We start from the raw sequence: 15,716 nt of genomic DNA, 5'->3' as shown, positions 1-15,716 counted from the left end.
TTTACTTTAAGAATGGCAGTATCGCAGATGTGACTTTTGGAACCCAAGGGCTCTGGCAGTCTTTGCTGCCGTGCGCAGGAATGCCGTAGCGGCATAGACAATTATGCCCAACCACCATGGCGAAGGACACCGGCGGTGTATCCGCACTTGAACCCCTTGAACTATGGTTGCTGTTAATCACTGACAGGCTCGCGCACAATGCAGGAGCTCGACCTGACAATCTTCCCGGACGCGAGCCGATTCCAGACTAAAATTTAAATTGATGACATTCTTTGCAATTTGACAAGGTTCAGGAGACTCCCATGGCTGACAAGAAAGCACGGCTGATGGTCGATGGTATTGATGACCCGATCGAGTTACCGGTCTATTCCGGCACAGAAGGCCCCGATGTTGTCGATGTTCGCCCTCTGAGCGCAAAGGGCCTGTTTACCTACGATCCCGGCTTTGTTGCCACCGCGGCCTGTGAGTCCAGTATCACCTATATCGATGGTGACAAGGGCATACTGCTCCACAGGGGCTACCCGATCGAGCAGCTGGCCGAGAAGTCCGATTACCTCGAGGTTTGCTATTTGCTGCTTAACGGCGAATTGCCGACAGCTGAAGAGAAAGCGCAGTTTGTCGACATTGTCATGCACCACACCATGGTGCACGAGCAGATCAGCTATTTTTTCCGGGGGTTCCGGCGTGATGCCCACCCGATGGCGATCATGGTGGCCTGCGTCGGCGCACTGTCGGCCTTCTACCACGATTCGCTCGACATAAACGATCCTTATCACCGAGAGGTCTGTGCTTTTCGGCTGATTGCCAAGATGCCGACCCTGGCGGCGATGTGTTACAAGTACTCGATCGGTCAGCCATTCATGTATCCGCGCAACGATCTCGGCTATGCCGAAAACTTTCTGCGCATGATGTTCGGTACACCCTGCGAGGAATACCAGGCTAATCCTGTGCTCGCCAAGGCCATGGACCTGATCTTCCTGCTGCATGCGGACCACGAACAGAATGCCTCGACCTCCACCGTGCGCCTGGCGGGTTCCTCCGGCGCCAATCCTTTCGCCTGCATCGCATCGGGTATCGCCGCGCTCTGGGGCCCTGCCCATGGTGGTGCCAATGAAGCCGTGCTGGCCATGCTGCAGGAGATCGGTGACGAGTCCCGCATTCCCGAGTTCATCAAACGTGCCAAGGACCCGGACGATTCGTTCCGCCTGATGGGGTTCGGCCACCGCGTTTATCATAACTTCGATCCCCGTGCCAAAGTGCTCAAGGCCAGTTGCGACCAGGTGCTGACGGAGCTGGGTATCGAAAACGATCCGTTGCTGAAAATTGCGACTCGACTGGAGCAGGTTGCACTTGAGGACGACTACTTCGTCAAGCGCAAGCTGTATCCCAATGTCGATTTCTATTCCGGCATCATCATGAAAGCGATCGGCATTCCGACCAGCATGTTCACCGTCATCTTTGCCCTGGCACGCACGATTGGCTGGATCTCCCACTGGAGCGAGTTTCACAGCAGCCCCAACCGCATTGGCCGTCCGCGCCAGCTTTATACCGGCCAGCACAAACGGGATTACCCGGGCTGAACGCTCAGGTTGGCTGCCGCGCGGTTGCCGGCAGCCGCTAACGTGCTCGAGTGAGAAAGGTCGTTTGCTCGCTGGCACCGGCACCCTGGCCCTCAAAGCTGAACTGCAGCTGCGTGCGTGACGGTTCTATATCGCGGCCGCAGACCCGGTACGGCAACCAGGTCGAATTGCTTTCGGCAAGGTCAATGGTGGCAGGGCCGAACAGGGTGAAGTCGCCGGGTCCGTGTACCGACAACGCGATCAGTGACTGATCCTTCGCAAAGCTTTCCACCTTGATGCGGTAGCTGTTACAGACGGTATGCTCATTCAGCTGTGTGAACAGGGTGCCGCGGTCACGGCGGATTTCGACCAGCAAGGCCGTGGTGTCGCTAAAGCCCCAGGCGACGGCACCGATGGCGACTAGCAGCACCGTACCGTAGCCCGCCAGCAGGGGGCGCAGCAGGCGCGAGCGCTGACCCGCGAGCTGGGCTTGGGAGGCGAAACGGATCAGTCCTTTAGGACGCTTGAGCCTGTCCATCACGTCGTCACAGGCATCGATACAGGCGGCACAGTCAATGCAGGCGGCCTGCAGACCGTCGCGGATATCGATGCCGGTCGGGCACACCTGGACGCAGAGGCCGCAATCCACGCAGTCTCCACTGTCGGCCCCGGCATTGCGCCGCTGTGCACGTGGTTCGCCGCGGCTCGCATCATAGCTGACGGTGCGGGTGTCGCGGTCGAACATCACGCCCTGAAAGCGGGAATAAGGGCAGGCGTGCAGGCAGATCTTCTCGCGTACCAGACCCGCATTGGCATACGTCAATGCGGCCATGATCAGCAGCCAGCCCCACAGCGCCGGTGACATTTCCAGCTGTATGGCGTCGGCCAGTATTTCACGGATCGGCACGAAATAGCCTGTGAAGGTGAGCGCCGTGGCGCTTGCGAGCAGGATCCACAGCGCGTGTTTGGCAATGCGGCGCAGCAGGCGCGTGGCTCGCAGGGACTGGCCCTCCTGGCGGGCGCGCACGTTGGCCCGCCCTTCAGTGAACTGTTCAATGCGGATAAAAAGCCAGGTCCAGATACTTTGCGGACAGGCAAAGCCGCACCAGACGCGCCCCCAGGCGACGGCGAGAAAGAACAGCAGACTGGCGCCGGCAATCATCAGACCGGCCAGCAACGGCAGGTCATGCCAGGACAGTGCACTGCCAAACAGGTTGATCCGGTGATGCTCGAACGAGAACAGCAACCAGGGCTGGCCGTCGAACTGTACCCAGACGAGGCCGAAAAAGAGCGCGATCATCGGCCAGCTGCTCAGTCGGCGCCAGTTTTGGAAGCGCCCTTCGGTGAGGCGCACATGAAACTTGCCGTCCCGGGCCAGGGGCGGTGTGTAGTCTTGTATAACGGGGATCTGGTCCATGGCAGGGGTTCCGCAGTTCGAATTGGCTGCAGATTACCCTTGTATATTGAATAGGATCAGGTATAAAAAAATTAAATTAAATAGGTACAGATTTACGTGGCTTCCCTGGCCGGGTCCGTCCAGTACGGGCATGGTAAAGGAGGGCAGGGTGACCCAGGCGGAGTATCGCTATCGGTAACTGGAAAACTGGTTGCAGCAGGGCGTGGCCGAGTTCATGCGTGACGGCAGCTATGCGGCGCACCTGCGCCGTCAGCGTAACGAATTGCGTACGCGACGGGACTGGCTGCTCGCATCACTGCGTACCTGGCCCGGTGAAGTCCGGGTCAGCACTGCGCAGGGAGGGCTGTCGGTATGGCTCGAGCTGGCGGAGTCCGTCGATACTCTCCGCGCCTACCCGCTGGCGCTTGAGCAGGGCGTGGTGATCACGCCGGGGCCGCTGTTTTCGGTGTCGGGGCAGTTTCGCAACTGCCTGCGGATCAGCTTTGCGCATCCCTGGGATACGCGCCGGGTCGAGGCGCTGAGTCGCCTGCCCGGGTTGTTGCTTGAAGGCTGAATTCAATGATACTCAGGCGATGAATGCGATCGGGCACGTCCGGTGGCTGAACCCAAGGCTGCGCTATGCTTGTTATTGTTCAGAGGCTGTGTATGCGGCGGCCGGTGAATTGTCTGGCGCGGCCAGTACAGCTTCCCACGATCGCGTTTAACCGTGGCATTCGTATTTCGGTAAGGGTGCCAGAGAAATATCATGCGCTGCGAGCATTGCGGGTTCGACAATCAGGCCAACGCAGAACACTGTGAGCAGTGCTCTGCGGTGTTGGTCACAACCTGCCCCAGCTGCAAGCACACCTTGCGACCGGGGGCGCGCTTTTGCGACAGCTGCGGTACGCGGCTCGAAGCCGTGCCCGAAAAAGAAACCGGTCCACTCGACACCCCCATTCAGTACACCCCGGCACACCTGGCCGAACGCATTCTTGCCGAGCAGGCACGGCTGCTGCCCCGCGTGGTGGCTGCGGGTGAACGCAAAATTGTCACTGCACTCTTTGCCGACATGGCCGGTTCAACCGCGCTGGTGGCCGAGCTTGATCCGGAAGATGCCCGCCGCCTGATCGACCCGGTGCTTGCGCTGATGATGGAAGCGGTACACCACTATGAAGGCTATGTCGCGAAATCCCTGGGGGACGGCATTCTGGCGCTGTTCGGGGCGCCCATCGGTCATGAAGACCACCCGCAGCGGGCGCTCTACGCCGCCCTGCGCATGCAGCAGGCCATGCGCCGCTATGCCGACGGAGTGCGTCGCGAGCAGGGTATCGGGCTGCAGATTCGCGTGGGGGTCAACACCGGTGAGGTCGTCGTACGCGCCGTGCGGACCGAGGATCTGCATGTCGACTACGATCCGGTCGGCCCGTCGATTCATCTCGCCTCGCGGATGGAAACGATTGCCGCGCCCGGCAGTATTGTCGTCAGCGAGGCGACCTATCGGCTGGTACAGGGCTATTTCGAGTTCCGAGAACTGGGGGCGACGGCGGTCAAGGGCCTGAGCGCACCCGTGAACGCCTACGAAGTGCTGGGCAATGGCCCTTTGCGAACGCGGTTGCAGGTTGCGGCGCGACGCGGGCTGGCATGCTTTGTCGGTCGCCAGGAGGAACTGGCCGCGCTCGAGCGTGCGTTACGGCGAGTGCAAGACGGCCATGGTCAGGTCGTCGGCGTGATGGGTGAACCCGGGGTCGGCAAGTCGCGGCTGTTTCTGGAGTTCAAGCAGCGGGTGCAGACGTGTTGCCGGTTGCTCGAAACCTTCTCGGTGTCCCATGGCAAGGCCTTTGCCTACATGCCGCTGATAGAGCTGTTGAAACAGTATCTGCAGATCAGCCCGCAGGACGACGAAGCCCAGCGGCGGCGCAAGCTGAGTGATCGGCTGGGGACGCTGGATGCAGCACTGCAGGACAGTCTGCCCTACCTCTGCTATCTGCTCGGCATGGCTGAGGCGGACTCGGCGCTGGCGCAGATGGATGCCCAGCTCAGGCGCCAGCGGACGCGGGAGGCGATTCGAAGGTGGCTTGTGCGCGAAAGCCTGAACCAACCGCTGGTACTGATCTTTGAGGATCTGCAGTGGCTCGATAGCGAAACCGAGGGGTTTCTCAATTACCTCATCGAAGGTCTCGATGGCGCCGCCATTCTGTTGTTGCTGAACTACCGGCCGGAGTATCGCCATCACTGGGACAGGCGTGACGACTTTAGCCTGGTGCATCTGCAGCCGCTGGCACAGCCCGAGGCCGAGGCGCTGCTTGAAACCCTGCTGGGCAGGGATGCTTCCCTGGCGCCTCTCAAACCGCGTATTTGGGCGCAGGCCCAGGGCAATCCGTTTTTTATCGAGGAGATTGTGCAGACCCTGGCTGAACAAGGCGTGCTTGGCGGCAGGGTGGGGCATTACCGTCTGGAACGGGAGTTGGGCTCCCTGCATATACCGACCACGGTACAGGGTGTGCTCTGTGCCCGCATGGACCGGCTGGGCGCGGCGGACAAGTCTCTGCTGCAGACGCTCGCGGTGATCGGCAAGGAGTTTCCGTGGAGCCTGGTTCGCCAGGTGGTGGCTTTGCCCGAAAATGAACTGCGACGGGGGCTCGTGCGTTTGCAAGCCGGTGAATTTCTGTATGAGCAGCCGGCCTTTCCTGAAGTGGAGTATATCTTCAAGCATGCGTTGACCCAGGAGGTCGCCTACAACTCGTTGCTGCGGGAACAGCGGGGTGCCCTGCACGGGCAGATTGGCCGGGCCATTGAATCCCTGTTCGAAGGGCATCTCGAGGAGCACTGCAAGGAGTTGGCCCACCATTACAGCCGCAGCGGCAACATCGACAAGGCTGTCGAGTACCTGCACCGTGCCGGACAGCAGGCTATGCGCCAAGCATCGGTACCGGAAGCGATCCAGCATTTCAACTTTGCGCTGAAGCTGCTGCAGAGCCTGCCGGACAGCAGCGATCGCGACCGTCTGGAATTCGGCATACGGCTCGATCTGGGGCCTGCGCTGATCGCGGTGCAGGGCTATGCGGCGCCGGCAGTTGGAGAGACCTACAGTCTGGCACTGGAACTCAAGCGCGGGGCCGGTACCGAGCAGCAGCTGTTTCCGGTGCTGCTGGGATTGCGTAATTACCACCATGTCCGCGGACAAATGCGCAGCGGCCGGGATTATGCCGAATGCCTGCTGTCGCTGGCGCAACGGGCGGAGGATCCGGCGTTGCTGATGGAGGCTCATCGGGCGATGGGATCGAGCTGTTTCAACCAGGGCGACCTGCGCGCGGCGCGCAAGCATTTTGAACAGGTGGTGGCTGGTTATCACCGCCGGGAACACCAGGCCCACCTGTTCCGCTACGGTCTGGACCCCGGTGTTTTCGCGCTTGGGTACCTGGGCTGGGTATTGTCCCTGCAGGGAGAGCCGGAGCAGGCGCGAGAGCGTGCAGAGGAGGCGCTGGGGCTGGCGCAGCAGCTGAACATTCCCTATGTACTGACCTATGCGTTGGTGCTCTGCGCCGAAGTTGATGTCCAGCAGCGCAACGCTGCCAAGGCGTGCGAGCGTGCCGGTGCGGCGGTAGCGCTGGCAGACGAGTATGGCTATCCGTTCTGGGGCAGCTGGGCCCAGGTACTGCTGGGTGCGGGTCTGTCGCTGCAGGGGAACGTCGACGAGGGTGTGATTCGCCTGCAACAGGGGCTGGCGGGGTTTTGGGCGACGGGGGCTGAGCTCTGGTGCACCCATTTCCTGGCGCTGCTGGCCGAGGCACAGGCCGCAGCAGGTCGTACAGACAAGGCGCTTGAGGTGCTGGCACAGGCGAGGGACTCTCTGGCGGCAACCGGCGAGAGGGCATACCAGTGTGAGCTGCAGCGGCTGGAGGGGGAACTCATGCTGATGCGATCGGGTACGACGGCTGTCGATGCTGATGATGCGCTCGTTGCACAGGCCTGTTTTGAACGGGCCGTCGAGGCTGCGCACCGCCAGGGTGCGATTTCACTGGAGCTGCGCGCAGCGCTGAGCCGTAGCCGGCTCTGGTTGCAACAGGGCCGGACGCAGGAAGCGCGTGCTGCGCTGGCCCGGCTTTGCGAATCCTATGGCGAGGGGAGTGACAGTGACCTGCAAGCTGCCCTGGATCTGCTGGCGCAACTGAACTGAAAGCATATCGGCACTGGGTGCTGCTGCCCCGCAGAATGTCGGGGGTGAGGCTTCCCATCGCTAGTCAGCGCAGTCGGCGCGCCAGCCAGTGGTCCAGCGACAGCTTTCCGGGACCTTTTGCCATCAGCAACAGCAGCACGGTTGCCCAGACACCATGGGTCGGATAGGCATCGGGATAGACAAAGAGCTGAATCGTCAGGGTCATGATCAGCAGCGCCAGCGCGGAGAAGCGGGTCGCCAGGCCCAGCAGCAGCAGGATTGGAAAGAGATGCTCCGCGGTGGCGGCCAGCGGTGCGGCCAGTTCCGGCGCAATCAGCGGCAGGCGGTATTCTTCGCGGAACAGGAACAGGGCAGAGTTTGAAAGGTGGGGCATGCCGAGCTGAAACTCGCCACTGATCAGGTCGATTGCCAGCCCTTCGACCTTGGTCTGCCCGGACTTCCAGAATACCGCGGCGATGGAAAAGCGGCCGATCAAGGCGATCAGTGATGCGGGAATCAGGCCAAACAGTGCCGTCGTTCTTGATATTCCCCTGACGAGGGACGAGGCGGCCGCGCTGGACGACGCCGGGGGTTGTGGTGTGCTCATGTTGTGGTCTCCAATGGCAGGTCGACGATCAGGCCCCGCTGTATCAACAGGCCGAGGGCGGCGACAAGATCGAAGTCGGGATGGGTGAGGCAGGTATCTTCCAGCGCCCTGCCCAGGGAGGCGGCGCCGAGCAGTTGCTCGAGAAAGCGATACATGGCCGGGTCAATAGGAATGACCTCGACGTCGAGGCCGGGCCGCACGATCAGTGCCTGTTCCGGCGTGCAGGGATTCACCCTGTGCAGCTCGGCGAGATCCTGGTGCGCAGCCCAGAGCGACACTACGGCGTAGTCGGAGCGAATCAGCTGCGCAGATGGATGCAGGGCAACACGCTGTTGTGGCAGTGTCTGGGTATCGCTCAGCAGCTGGGTCAGGCGTGCAGTGCTCAGCGGGGCGGCATCCGCACAGTGACAGGCCTGCGTGCGCAGCTGCTCGAGACGGGCCATATCCGCCAGGTAGGGTACTGAACCTGCGGGTTCAAAGTCCGCGATAAAGGCGGGAAAAGCAGCGCCGTAACGGCTCATTACGGGGGATTGCGGCAGCGTTTTCTGGACGAAAAGACGCGCCATGGCGCGGAAGAATCGCTCGCCAACAAGCGTCTGGGTCACGGGATAGGTATCCGCCAGCGCATCGATCAGCGATACGGTCACGTTGTTGCGGTAGACGGCAAAACGTGTCGCAGGATCCGAGCCATTCCAGGTGGCGAGATCCCGCGGCAGTGGGGCTTCGGGATCGAGCAGCGCAGTAACAAAATCGTCCTGCTCGCTCATGACCGTCGCCCTCGCAACGCGTCGCTGTTAAGCCGTTCGTCGGCCAGGCGGACTTCGGCCTGTAGCACTTCAAAAGGCGGAATATTGCCATCGCGCTCAATCAGCGTCGGTACCGGGCCAAACCGGCACAGGGCATAGTCATAAAGGTCCCAGACGGCAGCGGCCACCGGGGCGTCGTGACTGTCGATCAGCAGTGGTGCGCCGGCACCGTCCTGCTCCTGGCTGAAGCCGGCCAGATGGATCTGGCCGACGGTGCCCGGTGGCAGGGCGTCGATGTAGGCGCGCGGATCGCGGATGTGGTTGGTCGAGGAAACGTACACATTGTTGATGTCCAGCAACAGGCCGCAACCGGTGCGTTGCAGTATCTCGATGATAAAGTCAGTTTCAGTGATATTGGAGCTGGAGAACTCCACATAGGTCGCCGGATTTTCCAGCAACAGGCGTCGTTTCAGCCGGTTCTGGACCTGATCGACATGATCGCAGACCCGTTGCAGCGTTGCGCGGTGATAGGGCAGCGGCAATAGATCGTTGAGAAAGAAACCCGCATGACCGGACCAGGCGAGGTGTTCGGAAAAAACAGCCGGTGCGTAGCGGTCGATTAAATCAGCGAGGCGATCGAGGTGCTGCAGATCCAGTGGGCTTTCACCACCAATCGAGAGTCCGACGCCATGAATGGACAAGGCATACCGTTCACGGATGCGTGTCAGATAATGGTGAAAAGGACCGCCGTCGACCAGGTAGTTTTCGGCATGAATCTCAAAAAAGCCGATATCGGGCAGATGATTCAGAATGTATTGAAAATGGTCGGGTTTGAGGCTGGCGCCGGCGCGAACCGGCAGTTCGGCAAGGGCTGCCTGGGCTGCCTGGGCGGGAGCGCCGCAGGACAAGGACTCGGAGGTGATAGAAGTCTTCATCGGGGGCGCTCCTGGACATTGCCTCAGGATGATATTTCTTCGAATGCTTCGAGCTGGCCAAAGCCGGTTGGCGATGTCGGCGAGGCAGTTTCGGCGCAGGTGCCTTCCGGAACCAGGGACCAGGCATTACCCTGGTAATCGATCTTGGAGGTACCCGCACAGGAGGTGCCCGCCCCGGCCTTGCAATCATTTTTACCTTTTAGCGCAACACCGAAGCATTTTTCCATGCTCTCCATATCCTTGGCGTCTTTCATCGTGTCTTTCATCTCGCCGGCCTGGGCCGATGCGGTGGCGAGTGCCAGCGATGTACCTAATGCAAACGCCAGCGCTGCGGCAGTCGAGGGCTTATTCATGGTAAATATCCTTGTGTTTATAATCGTGTCTGAATGCCCAAATACGTTTGCGCTATCAGTATCCTGATGCCGCCGGTATTTAAGGAGCATTCTCAATTAACGCCTTTTAAAGCACCGGGGTGCACTTAATAACAGGCGCGTTTAAGTGTTTTTACGCGATCCGGGTGTTAACCCTGGAATCAACCTTATGCGCGTTAACTGAACTGCAAATGAAAAATGAAAATAAAGCTGGATTAATTTTGCAGGTTTCCGTGGCTGAATCATTTACCACCCTGCCTGGCTTTACGTTATAAAGCAGTGTCGGTACATGGCGCAGGACAACGCTTGCATTCTCATCTTCGTTCCCGTTGGTGCAGCCCTGTTGCTATGTTCGCTTATGCCTTAAAGTAGCGGGGTGCCACCCTGGCTGGGCCGCAGTGTTCGATCGTGCTCACCGGCTACCCATCTTGTGGCATCTGTTTCGAAAGGAATCGGTGAATGCAGCTATACCTCAACTCGGCTTTGAAAGGTAGATGGTCGCACCTGACACTCCTGCTGGGCTTGGCAATAACCGCACTGGCAACATGGCAGCTTGATCAGAGTAACACTCGGCGGATAGGCCAGGCCGTGCAGGATGGGGCCGAGCAGGCCAGTCGTGCGGTGCTCTCCCGTATCAAGCTTTACCAGTACGGGTTACGTGGCGCGCGGGGTGCCGTCCTGACGGCAGGCGAGCATGGGATCAGTCGCGAGCTGTTTCATCGCTACAGCCTGACACGTGATTTCGCGCGGGAGTTTCCCGGCGCGCGCGGGTTTGGTTTCATCCGCAGGGTGGCACCTGCCAGCGAAGCCTCATTTTTGCAATGGGCACGGGCCGATGGCTGGCCGGATTTCCACATCTCCCAGCTGAATCCTCACAACGAGGAGCGTTATGTTATTCAGTATATTGAGCCGGTCAGGCGCAATATCCAGGCCGTCGGCCTGGATATTGGCTCCGAGAAAAACCGGCGGGACGCGGCTTTGGCCGCCATACGCACGGGCCGGGTTCAACTGACCGGACCGATCACGCTGGTACAGGCAACCGGTAAGCCGCTGCAATCGGTCTTGATACTGATGCCAATTTACCGGGATGGTCCCACGCCGATGACCATAGCCGGGCGCGAAAAAAATGCTTTTGGCTGGAGCTATGCGCCCCTGCTGATGGAAGAGGTACTGACCGATTTGGGTCTGGATTCGAAAGCCGTGCACCTCGAGCTGCGTGACGTCACCGTTCCCGGTGAGGAAGAAACGTTCTTCACTACGCAGGGGGGCGATAACGCTCCCAGGCTGCATACCTTTACCACTTACCATGAGGTTTATGGCCGGCGCTGGGAGTCTCGTTTCAGCGTCTCCCCGCTGTTCGTCGCGCGCCAGCCGCACGTGCCGCCGTTGCAGCTGTTTCTGCTGGGAGGGCTGATCAGCCTGCTGGGGGCTTCGCTGGTGGGTTCCGTCAGTGCCAGTCGCCAGAGTCGTCGCCAGGTACTCGCCGAGCAGGCGAGGCTGGCGGCCATCGTCGAAAGTTCCGCCAACGGCATTATTGGCAAGACGCTTGACGGTGTCGTGACGAGTTGGAACCGTGGCGCTGAAGATATTTTTGGTTATTCAGCCAGCGCCGCCATCGGGCGGACACTGATGGAGCTGGTCCTGCCCGGACGACGGCAAGGTGAGGAGGCCGATATGCTGGAGCGCGTAGGCCGGGGCGAGCACATTCCACATTTTGAAACTGTTCGCCGGCGTTACGATGGAAGCCAGATAAATGTATCGCTTACCGTCTCGCCCATTTGTGATAGTGCCGCACGGGTCGTGGGTGCGTCGGAGACTGTGCGTGACATCTCGAGCCAGAAGGAGGCCGAGGCGCGGATTCTTGAGCTGAACAGTAATCTCGAAGCTCAGGTGATGCTGCGTACCTCTGAACTTGCCCAGCTGAATACACTGTTCGGCAATGTTCTGGATGCCGCATCCGAGGTGGCGATCATCGCAACGGACGAAGATGGCCTGATTCGCCTGTTTAATACCGGAGCAGAGCGGATGCTCGGCTACCGGGCCGACGAGGTCATCGGCCATTGCACCTCGTTGCGCTTTCATCAGCCTGAAGAAGTGGAGTCGCGCGGCGCGGATCTGGCGCGGGAGCTGGGCCGGCCGGTGGAAGGCTTCGATATTTTCACGCTCAAGCCTGAGCAGGAGGGCGCCGAAGCACGGGAGTGGAGCTTCGTGCGCAGGGATGGCGCGCTGGTGCCGGTCATGCTTGTGATGACGGCGATGCGTGACGACGCAGGGCAGCTGAGCGGCTATCTCGCCATTGCCAACGATATCACCGCGCAGCGCAAGCACAATATCGCCCTGACGACAGCCCGCGATCAGCTGCTGATGGCGGCGGATGTTGCCCAGCTGGGAATCTGGACCTGGACGCTCGCGGATGATGGGCTGGACTGGAACGACAAGATGTTCGAGCTGTATGAGCAGCCGCGCTCGTTGCAGGGTAATGGGCTTTGCTACAAGCACTGGTATTCCCGCGTACATCCAGACGACGTCGAGGCGACGGCTGCCTGCCTGGCTGCAGCCGTGAATGGCGGCAGTCCTTATGCCCCTATTTTCCGCATACTGTTGCCTGATGGCCGGATACGGTATATCCAGGCGGGCGCACAGGTGGAATATGATGACCTGGGGCAGCCCGAACGGGTCACGGGTATCAATCTGGACATTACGGTGCAGCGGGAGCTTGAAGCCCGTTTGCGCCAGGCCAAGCAACAGGCCGACCAGGCCAATGCCGCCAAGTCGACCTTTCTCGCCAATATGAGTCATGAAATTCGTACGCCGATGAACGCGGTGCTAGGGATGCTGCAGCTGGTGCAACATACCGACCTGAACGAACGTCAGTTTGACTATATCAGCAAGGCGGATGTGGCCGCCCGTTCTCTGCTGGGACTGCTGAATGACATTCTCGACTACTCCAAGATCGAGGTTGGCAAGCTGCACCTGGAACCACACTCATTCGAGCTGGAAGGAATGATGCAGGAGCTGGCAGTCGTACTCTCGGATAATCTCGGTGCCAAGCCGGTGGAGCTGATGTTTGATCTCGCCCCGTCTCTGCCTGAACACTTGATTGGTGATCGCCTGCGTCTGCTGCAGGTGTTTATCAACCTGGCGGGCAATGCGATCAAGTTTACCGAAAAAGGCGAAGTTGTGGTGCGCATCAGTGAGCTGGACCGGAACGAAACCGGCGTGCGTTTGTGCGTCGCTATCACCGATACCGGCATTGGCATTGCGGCAGATCATCTTGGGCACATCTTTGATGGTTTCAGCCAGGCGGAAGCCTCCACGGCCCGGCGTTTCGGGGGTACGGGGCTTGGACTTGTCATCAGCAAGCGTCTGGTTGGAATGATGGGAGGGGATCTGTGTGTGCGCAGCGAACCTGGTGTCGGTAGTTGCTTCTCGTTTGAGATCCGCCTGGGAATCGATGCGGGATCGCCGCGCCAGGTTGAGCCTGCCCGCGAGGCCGAGCCGTTCAGAATACTCATCGCGGATGATAACCCCGTGTCGAGCGAGATACTCAGTCGTACCGTCACGGCGCTCGGCTGGCAGGCGGTTTGTGTCAGCAGCGGCGAGGATGCGGTGGCGCACATTGAGCGGGCCGACTACGCTCTGGTGCTGATGGACTGGGCGATGCCGGGCATCGACGGTCTGGAAGCCGCCCGTCGTATTCGTGGGCTTGGGCGCGCACATTCGCCCTCTATCATCATGATTACAGGCTATGGCCGCGAACAGCTGGCACAAGCACAGCAGCAGACAGATGCGCCCTTCGTCGACTTTTTGACCAAGCCCATCACGGCACAGCAGCTGGCCGCTGCTGTTCAACGGGTGCGTACAGGCAGCCCGGCACGACCCCGCCGCCAGGCGCCAAGACGGCAGCGACAAACCCGGCTGCAGGGCATGTGTCTGCTGGTGGTGGAGGACAATGCCATCAACCGGCAGGTGGCAGCCCAGTTGCTGAGCATAGAAGGTGCCACCGTTACGCTTGCCGAGGGCGGCCTGGAAGGCGTTGAGAAGGTGCTCGAGGCGCCGGCCGCGTTCGATGTTGTGCTGATGGACATGCAGATGCCTGATATTGACGGCCTGGAAGCAACGCGGCGCATTCGCGCGGATGAGCGATGCCGGGACCTGCCAATCCTTGCGATGACGGCTAATGTTACCCAGGCGGACAAGGCCGCGTGCCTTGCGGCGGGCATGAATGACCATGTTGGCAAACCGCTGGATATTGATAATCTCGTGGCGTTGCTGCTGTCGCACAGCAAGCGAGCCGGCAGTGACGGGGATGCCACAGGTGACCGGGCTGAAGTGGTGCCCGCCCGCCCGGGCGGACGGGTTGAAAGCCCAGAGGCCGTTTTGAGTCGCTTCGGTGGTGATGTCGGCCTGCTGCGTAGCATGCTGCTAAGTTTTGAGGCTAACGCAAAGGAACTTTTTGCAGAGCTGGAAGGTCATCTGCGGGATCGGAATACTGCATCTGTGGCGCGGCTGTTGCACACTTTTAAGGGGGTGGCCGGTACCCTGGGCGCATCGGCTTTTGCATCCCGCATGGGAGAGCTCGAGGCGTCTCTCAAGGGGCCGGAAGCGGATCAGGCGCTGCGCCGGCTTGATGCAACGGCCGTGGCAGAGCTGAAGACGCTGCTGGACGACAGCAGAACCGCATTGCTGGCCGCTGTGGTGGCACAGGAGGTGGCACAGGAGCCTGTACTCGAGGCGGCGCCTGCAAAGATGCCCTCTGTACAACGCGATCGCTTCGCAGCCTTGTTGGCGTTACTGGAAAGCGGCAACCTGGAAGCGCTCGAGGTGGTCGAAAGCCTGCCTGATGGCGCTGCAGAGGACTGTGCGCAGCAACTGCAAATGCTGGCTACCGAGGTTCAGAATCTGAATTTTGCTGAGGCGAGCAGGATTGTTCGCGAATTACTGGAGAGTGCATGAATCTAGACCAACTGCTGAGCGCCTTTCCGCACCTGGTTGGCCCGCTGCGCATCTTGATTGTGGATGATCAGCCGGTCAATATCCGCGTTCTGCATGGCGTTTTTCGCGGTAAATTCGAGGTGTTGATGGCCACGAACGGCGAACAGGCGATCGCTGTTTGTCGCAGTCAGCGCCCCGATATTGTCCTTCTCGACGTGGTCATGCCGGATATCAGCGGCCATGAAGTGTGCCGGCAGCTCAAGGCCGATCCGGACACAAAGGACATTCCGGTCATTTTCGTGACCTCGCAGGCAGAAGATAGCGAGGAGGCGCTGGGCTTTGAAATCGGTGCAGTGGACTTTATCAGCAAGCCGGTGAACCCGGTCACTGTGCTGGCGCGTGTACGTACGCATCTGGCGTTGAAGTTGCAGAACGACCTGCTACGGTCGATGGCAATGATCGACGGCCTCACCGCCGTTGCCAACCGGCGCAATTTCGATAACGCACTGACGAACAGTTGGCGCCGCTGCCTGCGCGATGGTGCGCCACTGTCGTTAGTGTTGCTTGATCTGGACTGCTTCAAGCAGTTCAACGACCGCTATGGTCACCAGGCGGGCGACAGCTGCCTGGTTGCGGTGGCTAAAACACTGAAGCTGGCACTGCGTCGTCCCGACGACCTGGTCGCCCGTTACGGGGGCGAGGAGTTCGCCTGCATTTTGCCAAACACGGACGCCAAGGGCGCAGCTAACCGTGGCGCGAGCATGCGCGAGCAAGTCAAGGCACTGGAAATAGAGCATGCGGACTCCCAGGTCGGCCCCTTTGTTTCCATTAGCGTTGGTCTGGTTACGCTGGTACCACACGCCAGCACGTCTGCAGAGATGCTACTGGAGGCCGCCGATCAGCAGCTGTATCGAGCAAAAGATACCGGTCGCGACCGGGTATGCGCGATCGAGCTTTAGCTGATCGACTGCTCGCCGCTGTGGGTCTTCGCAGCGCACCAATCTCATTGAC

10 protein-coding genes are annotated in these 15,716 nt (G+C 60.2%); 5 read left to right on the top strand and 5 right to left on the bottom strand.

What is annotated here, in order from left to right:
* The first annotated feature begins 302 nt into the window (after window positions 1-302).
* Window positions 303-1,580, top strand: coding sequence for a citrate synthase (gltA, locus tag F451_RS0104345; protein WP_020680124.1), 1,278 nt, complete (start codon window positions 303-305; stop codon window positions 1,578-1,580).
* Between the two features lie 37 nt (window positions 1,581-1,617).
* Here the strand turns inward: gltA and ccoG are convergent, their stop codons facing one another.
* Window positions 1,618-2,976, bottom strand: coding sequence for a cytochrome c oxidase accessory protein CcoG (gene ccoG, locus F451_RS0104340; protein WP_020680123.1), 1,359 nt, complete (start codon window positions 2,974-2,976; stop codon window positions 1,618-1,620).
* A gap of 190 nt (window positions 2,977-3,166) precedes the next feature.
* Here ccoG and F451_RS0104335 point away from each other — a divergent pair, with 190 nt between their 5' ends.
* Both F451_RS0104335 and F451_RS0104330 read left to right on the top strand, forming a co-directional pair.
* Complete coding sequence (locus F451_RS0104335) at window positions 3,167-3,529, top strand: aminotransferase class I/II-fold pyridoxal phosphate-dependent enzyme (RefSeq protein WP_020680122.1); 363 nt, start codon at window positions 3,167-3,169, stop codon at window positions 3,527-3,529.
* Window positions 3,530-3,721: 192 nt separating this feature from the next.
* A complete protein-coding gene (locus F451_RS0104330; RefSeq protein ID WP_020680121.1) occupies window positions 3,722-7,132 on the top strand; it encodes an adenylate/guanylate cyclase domain-containing protein in 3,411 nt (1,136 codons plus the stop codon).
* Between the two features lie 64 nt (window positions 7,133-7,196).
* On the opposite strand, the gene F451_RS0104325 is transcribed toward F451_RS0104330, so the two are convergent.
* From F451_RS0104325 to F451_RS0104310, 4 genes are read right to left on the bottom strand one after another with little or no spacing between them, the layout of a single operon-like run.
* On the bottom strand, window positions 7,197-7,718 hold the full coding sequence (locus F451_RS0104325; RefSeq protein WP_051103902.1) for a DoxX family protein: 522 nt from the start codon (window positions 7,716-7,718) through the stop codon (window positions 7,197-7,199).
* Window positions 7,715-8,485 carry an HvfC/BufC N-terminal domain-containing protein gene (locus F451_RS0104320; RefSeq protein ID WP_020680119.1) on the bottom strand — a complete coding sequence of 257 codons (771 nt, stop codon included), beginning with the start codon at window positions 8,483-8,485 and terminating at the stop codon, window positions 7,715-7,717. Before F451_RS0104320 ends, F451_RS0104325 begins: the two co-directional genes overlap by 4 nt.
* On the bottom strand, window positions 8,482-9,399 hold the full coding sequence (gene bufB, locus F451_RS0104315) for an MNIO family bufferin maturase (protein ID WP_020680118.1): 918 nt from the start codon (window positions 9,397-9,399) through the stop codon (window positions 8,482-8,484). The genes F451_RS0104320 and bufB overlap by 4 nt, the downstream gene beginning before the upstream one ends.
* A gap of 23 nt (window positions 9,400-9,422) precedes the next feature.
* Window positions 9,423-9,752: a BufA1 family periplasmic bufferin-type metallophore gene (locus tag F451_RS0104310; protein WP_020680117.1), complete on the bottom strand. Its 330-nt coding sequence runs from the start codon at window positions 9,750-9,752 to the stop codon at window positions 9,423-9,425.
* A 477-nt stretch (window positions 9,753-10,229) separates the two neighbouring features.
* Between F451_RS0104310 and F451_RS0104305 the strand changes: the two genes are divergently transcribed.
* Together F451_RS0104305 and F451_RS0104300 are read left to right on the top strand one after the other, a co-directional pair.
* A complete protein-coding gene (locus tag F451_RS0104305) occupies window positions 10,230-14,726 on the top strand; it encodes a CHASE domain-containing protein (protein ID WP_020680116.1) in 4,497 nt (1,498 codons plus the stop codon).
* On the top strand, window positions 14,723-15,664 hold the full coding sequence (locus F451_RS0104300; RefSeq protein ID WP_020680115.1) for a diguanylate cyclase: 942 nt from the start codon (window positions 14,723-14,725) through the stop codon (window positions 15,662-15,664). The genes F451_RS0104305 and F451_RS0104300 overlap by 4 nt, the downstream gene beginning before the upstream one ends.
* Window positions 15,665-15,716 lie beyond the last annotated feature (52 nt).

Origin of the sequence: Marinobacterium rhizophilum DSM 18822 (assembly GCF_000378045.1) — a bacterium.
GTDB classification, from domain to species: Bacteria; Pseudomonadota; Gammaproteobacteria; order Pseudomonadales; family Balneatricaceae; genus Marinobacterium_A; species Marinobacterium_A rhizophilum.
This window is presented reverse-complemented; position numbering and strand designations above follow the sequence as displayed.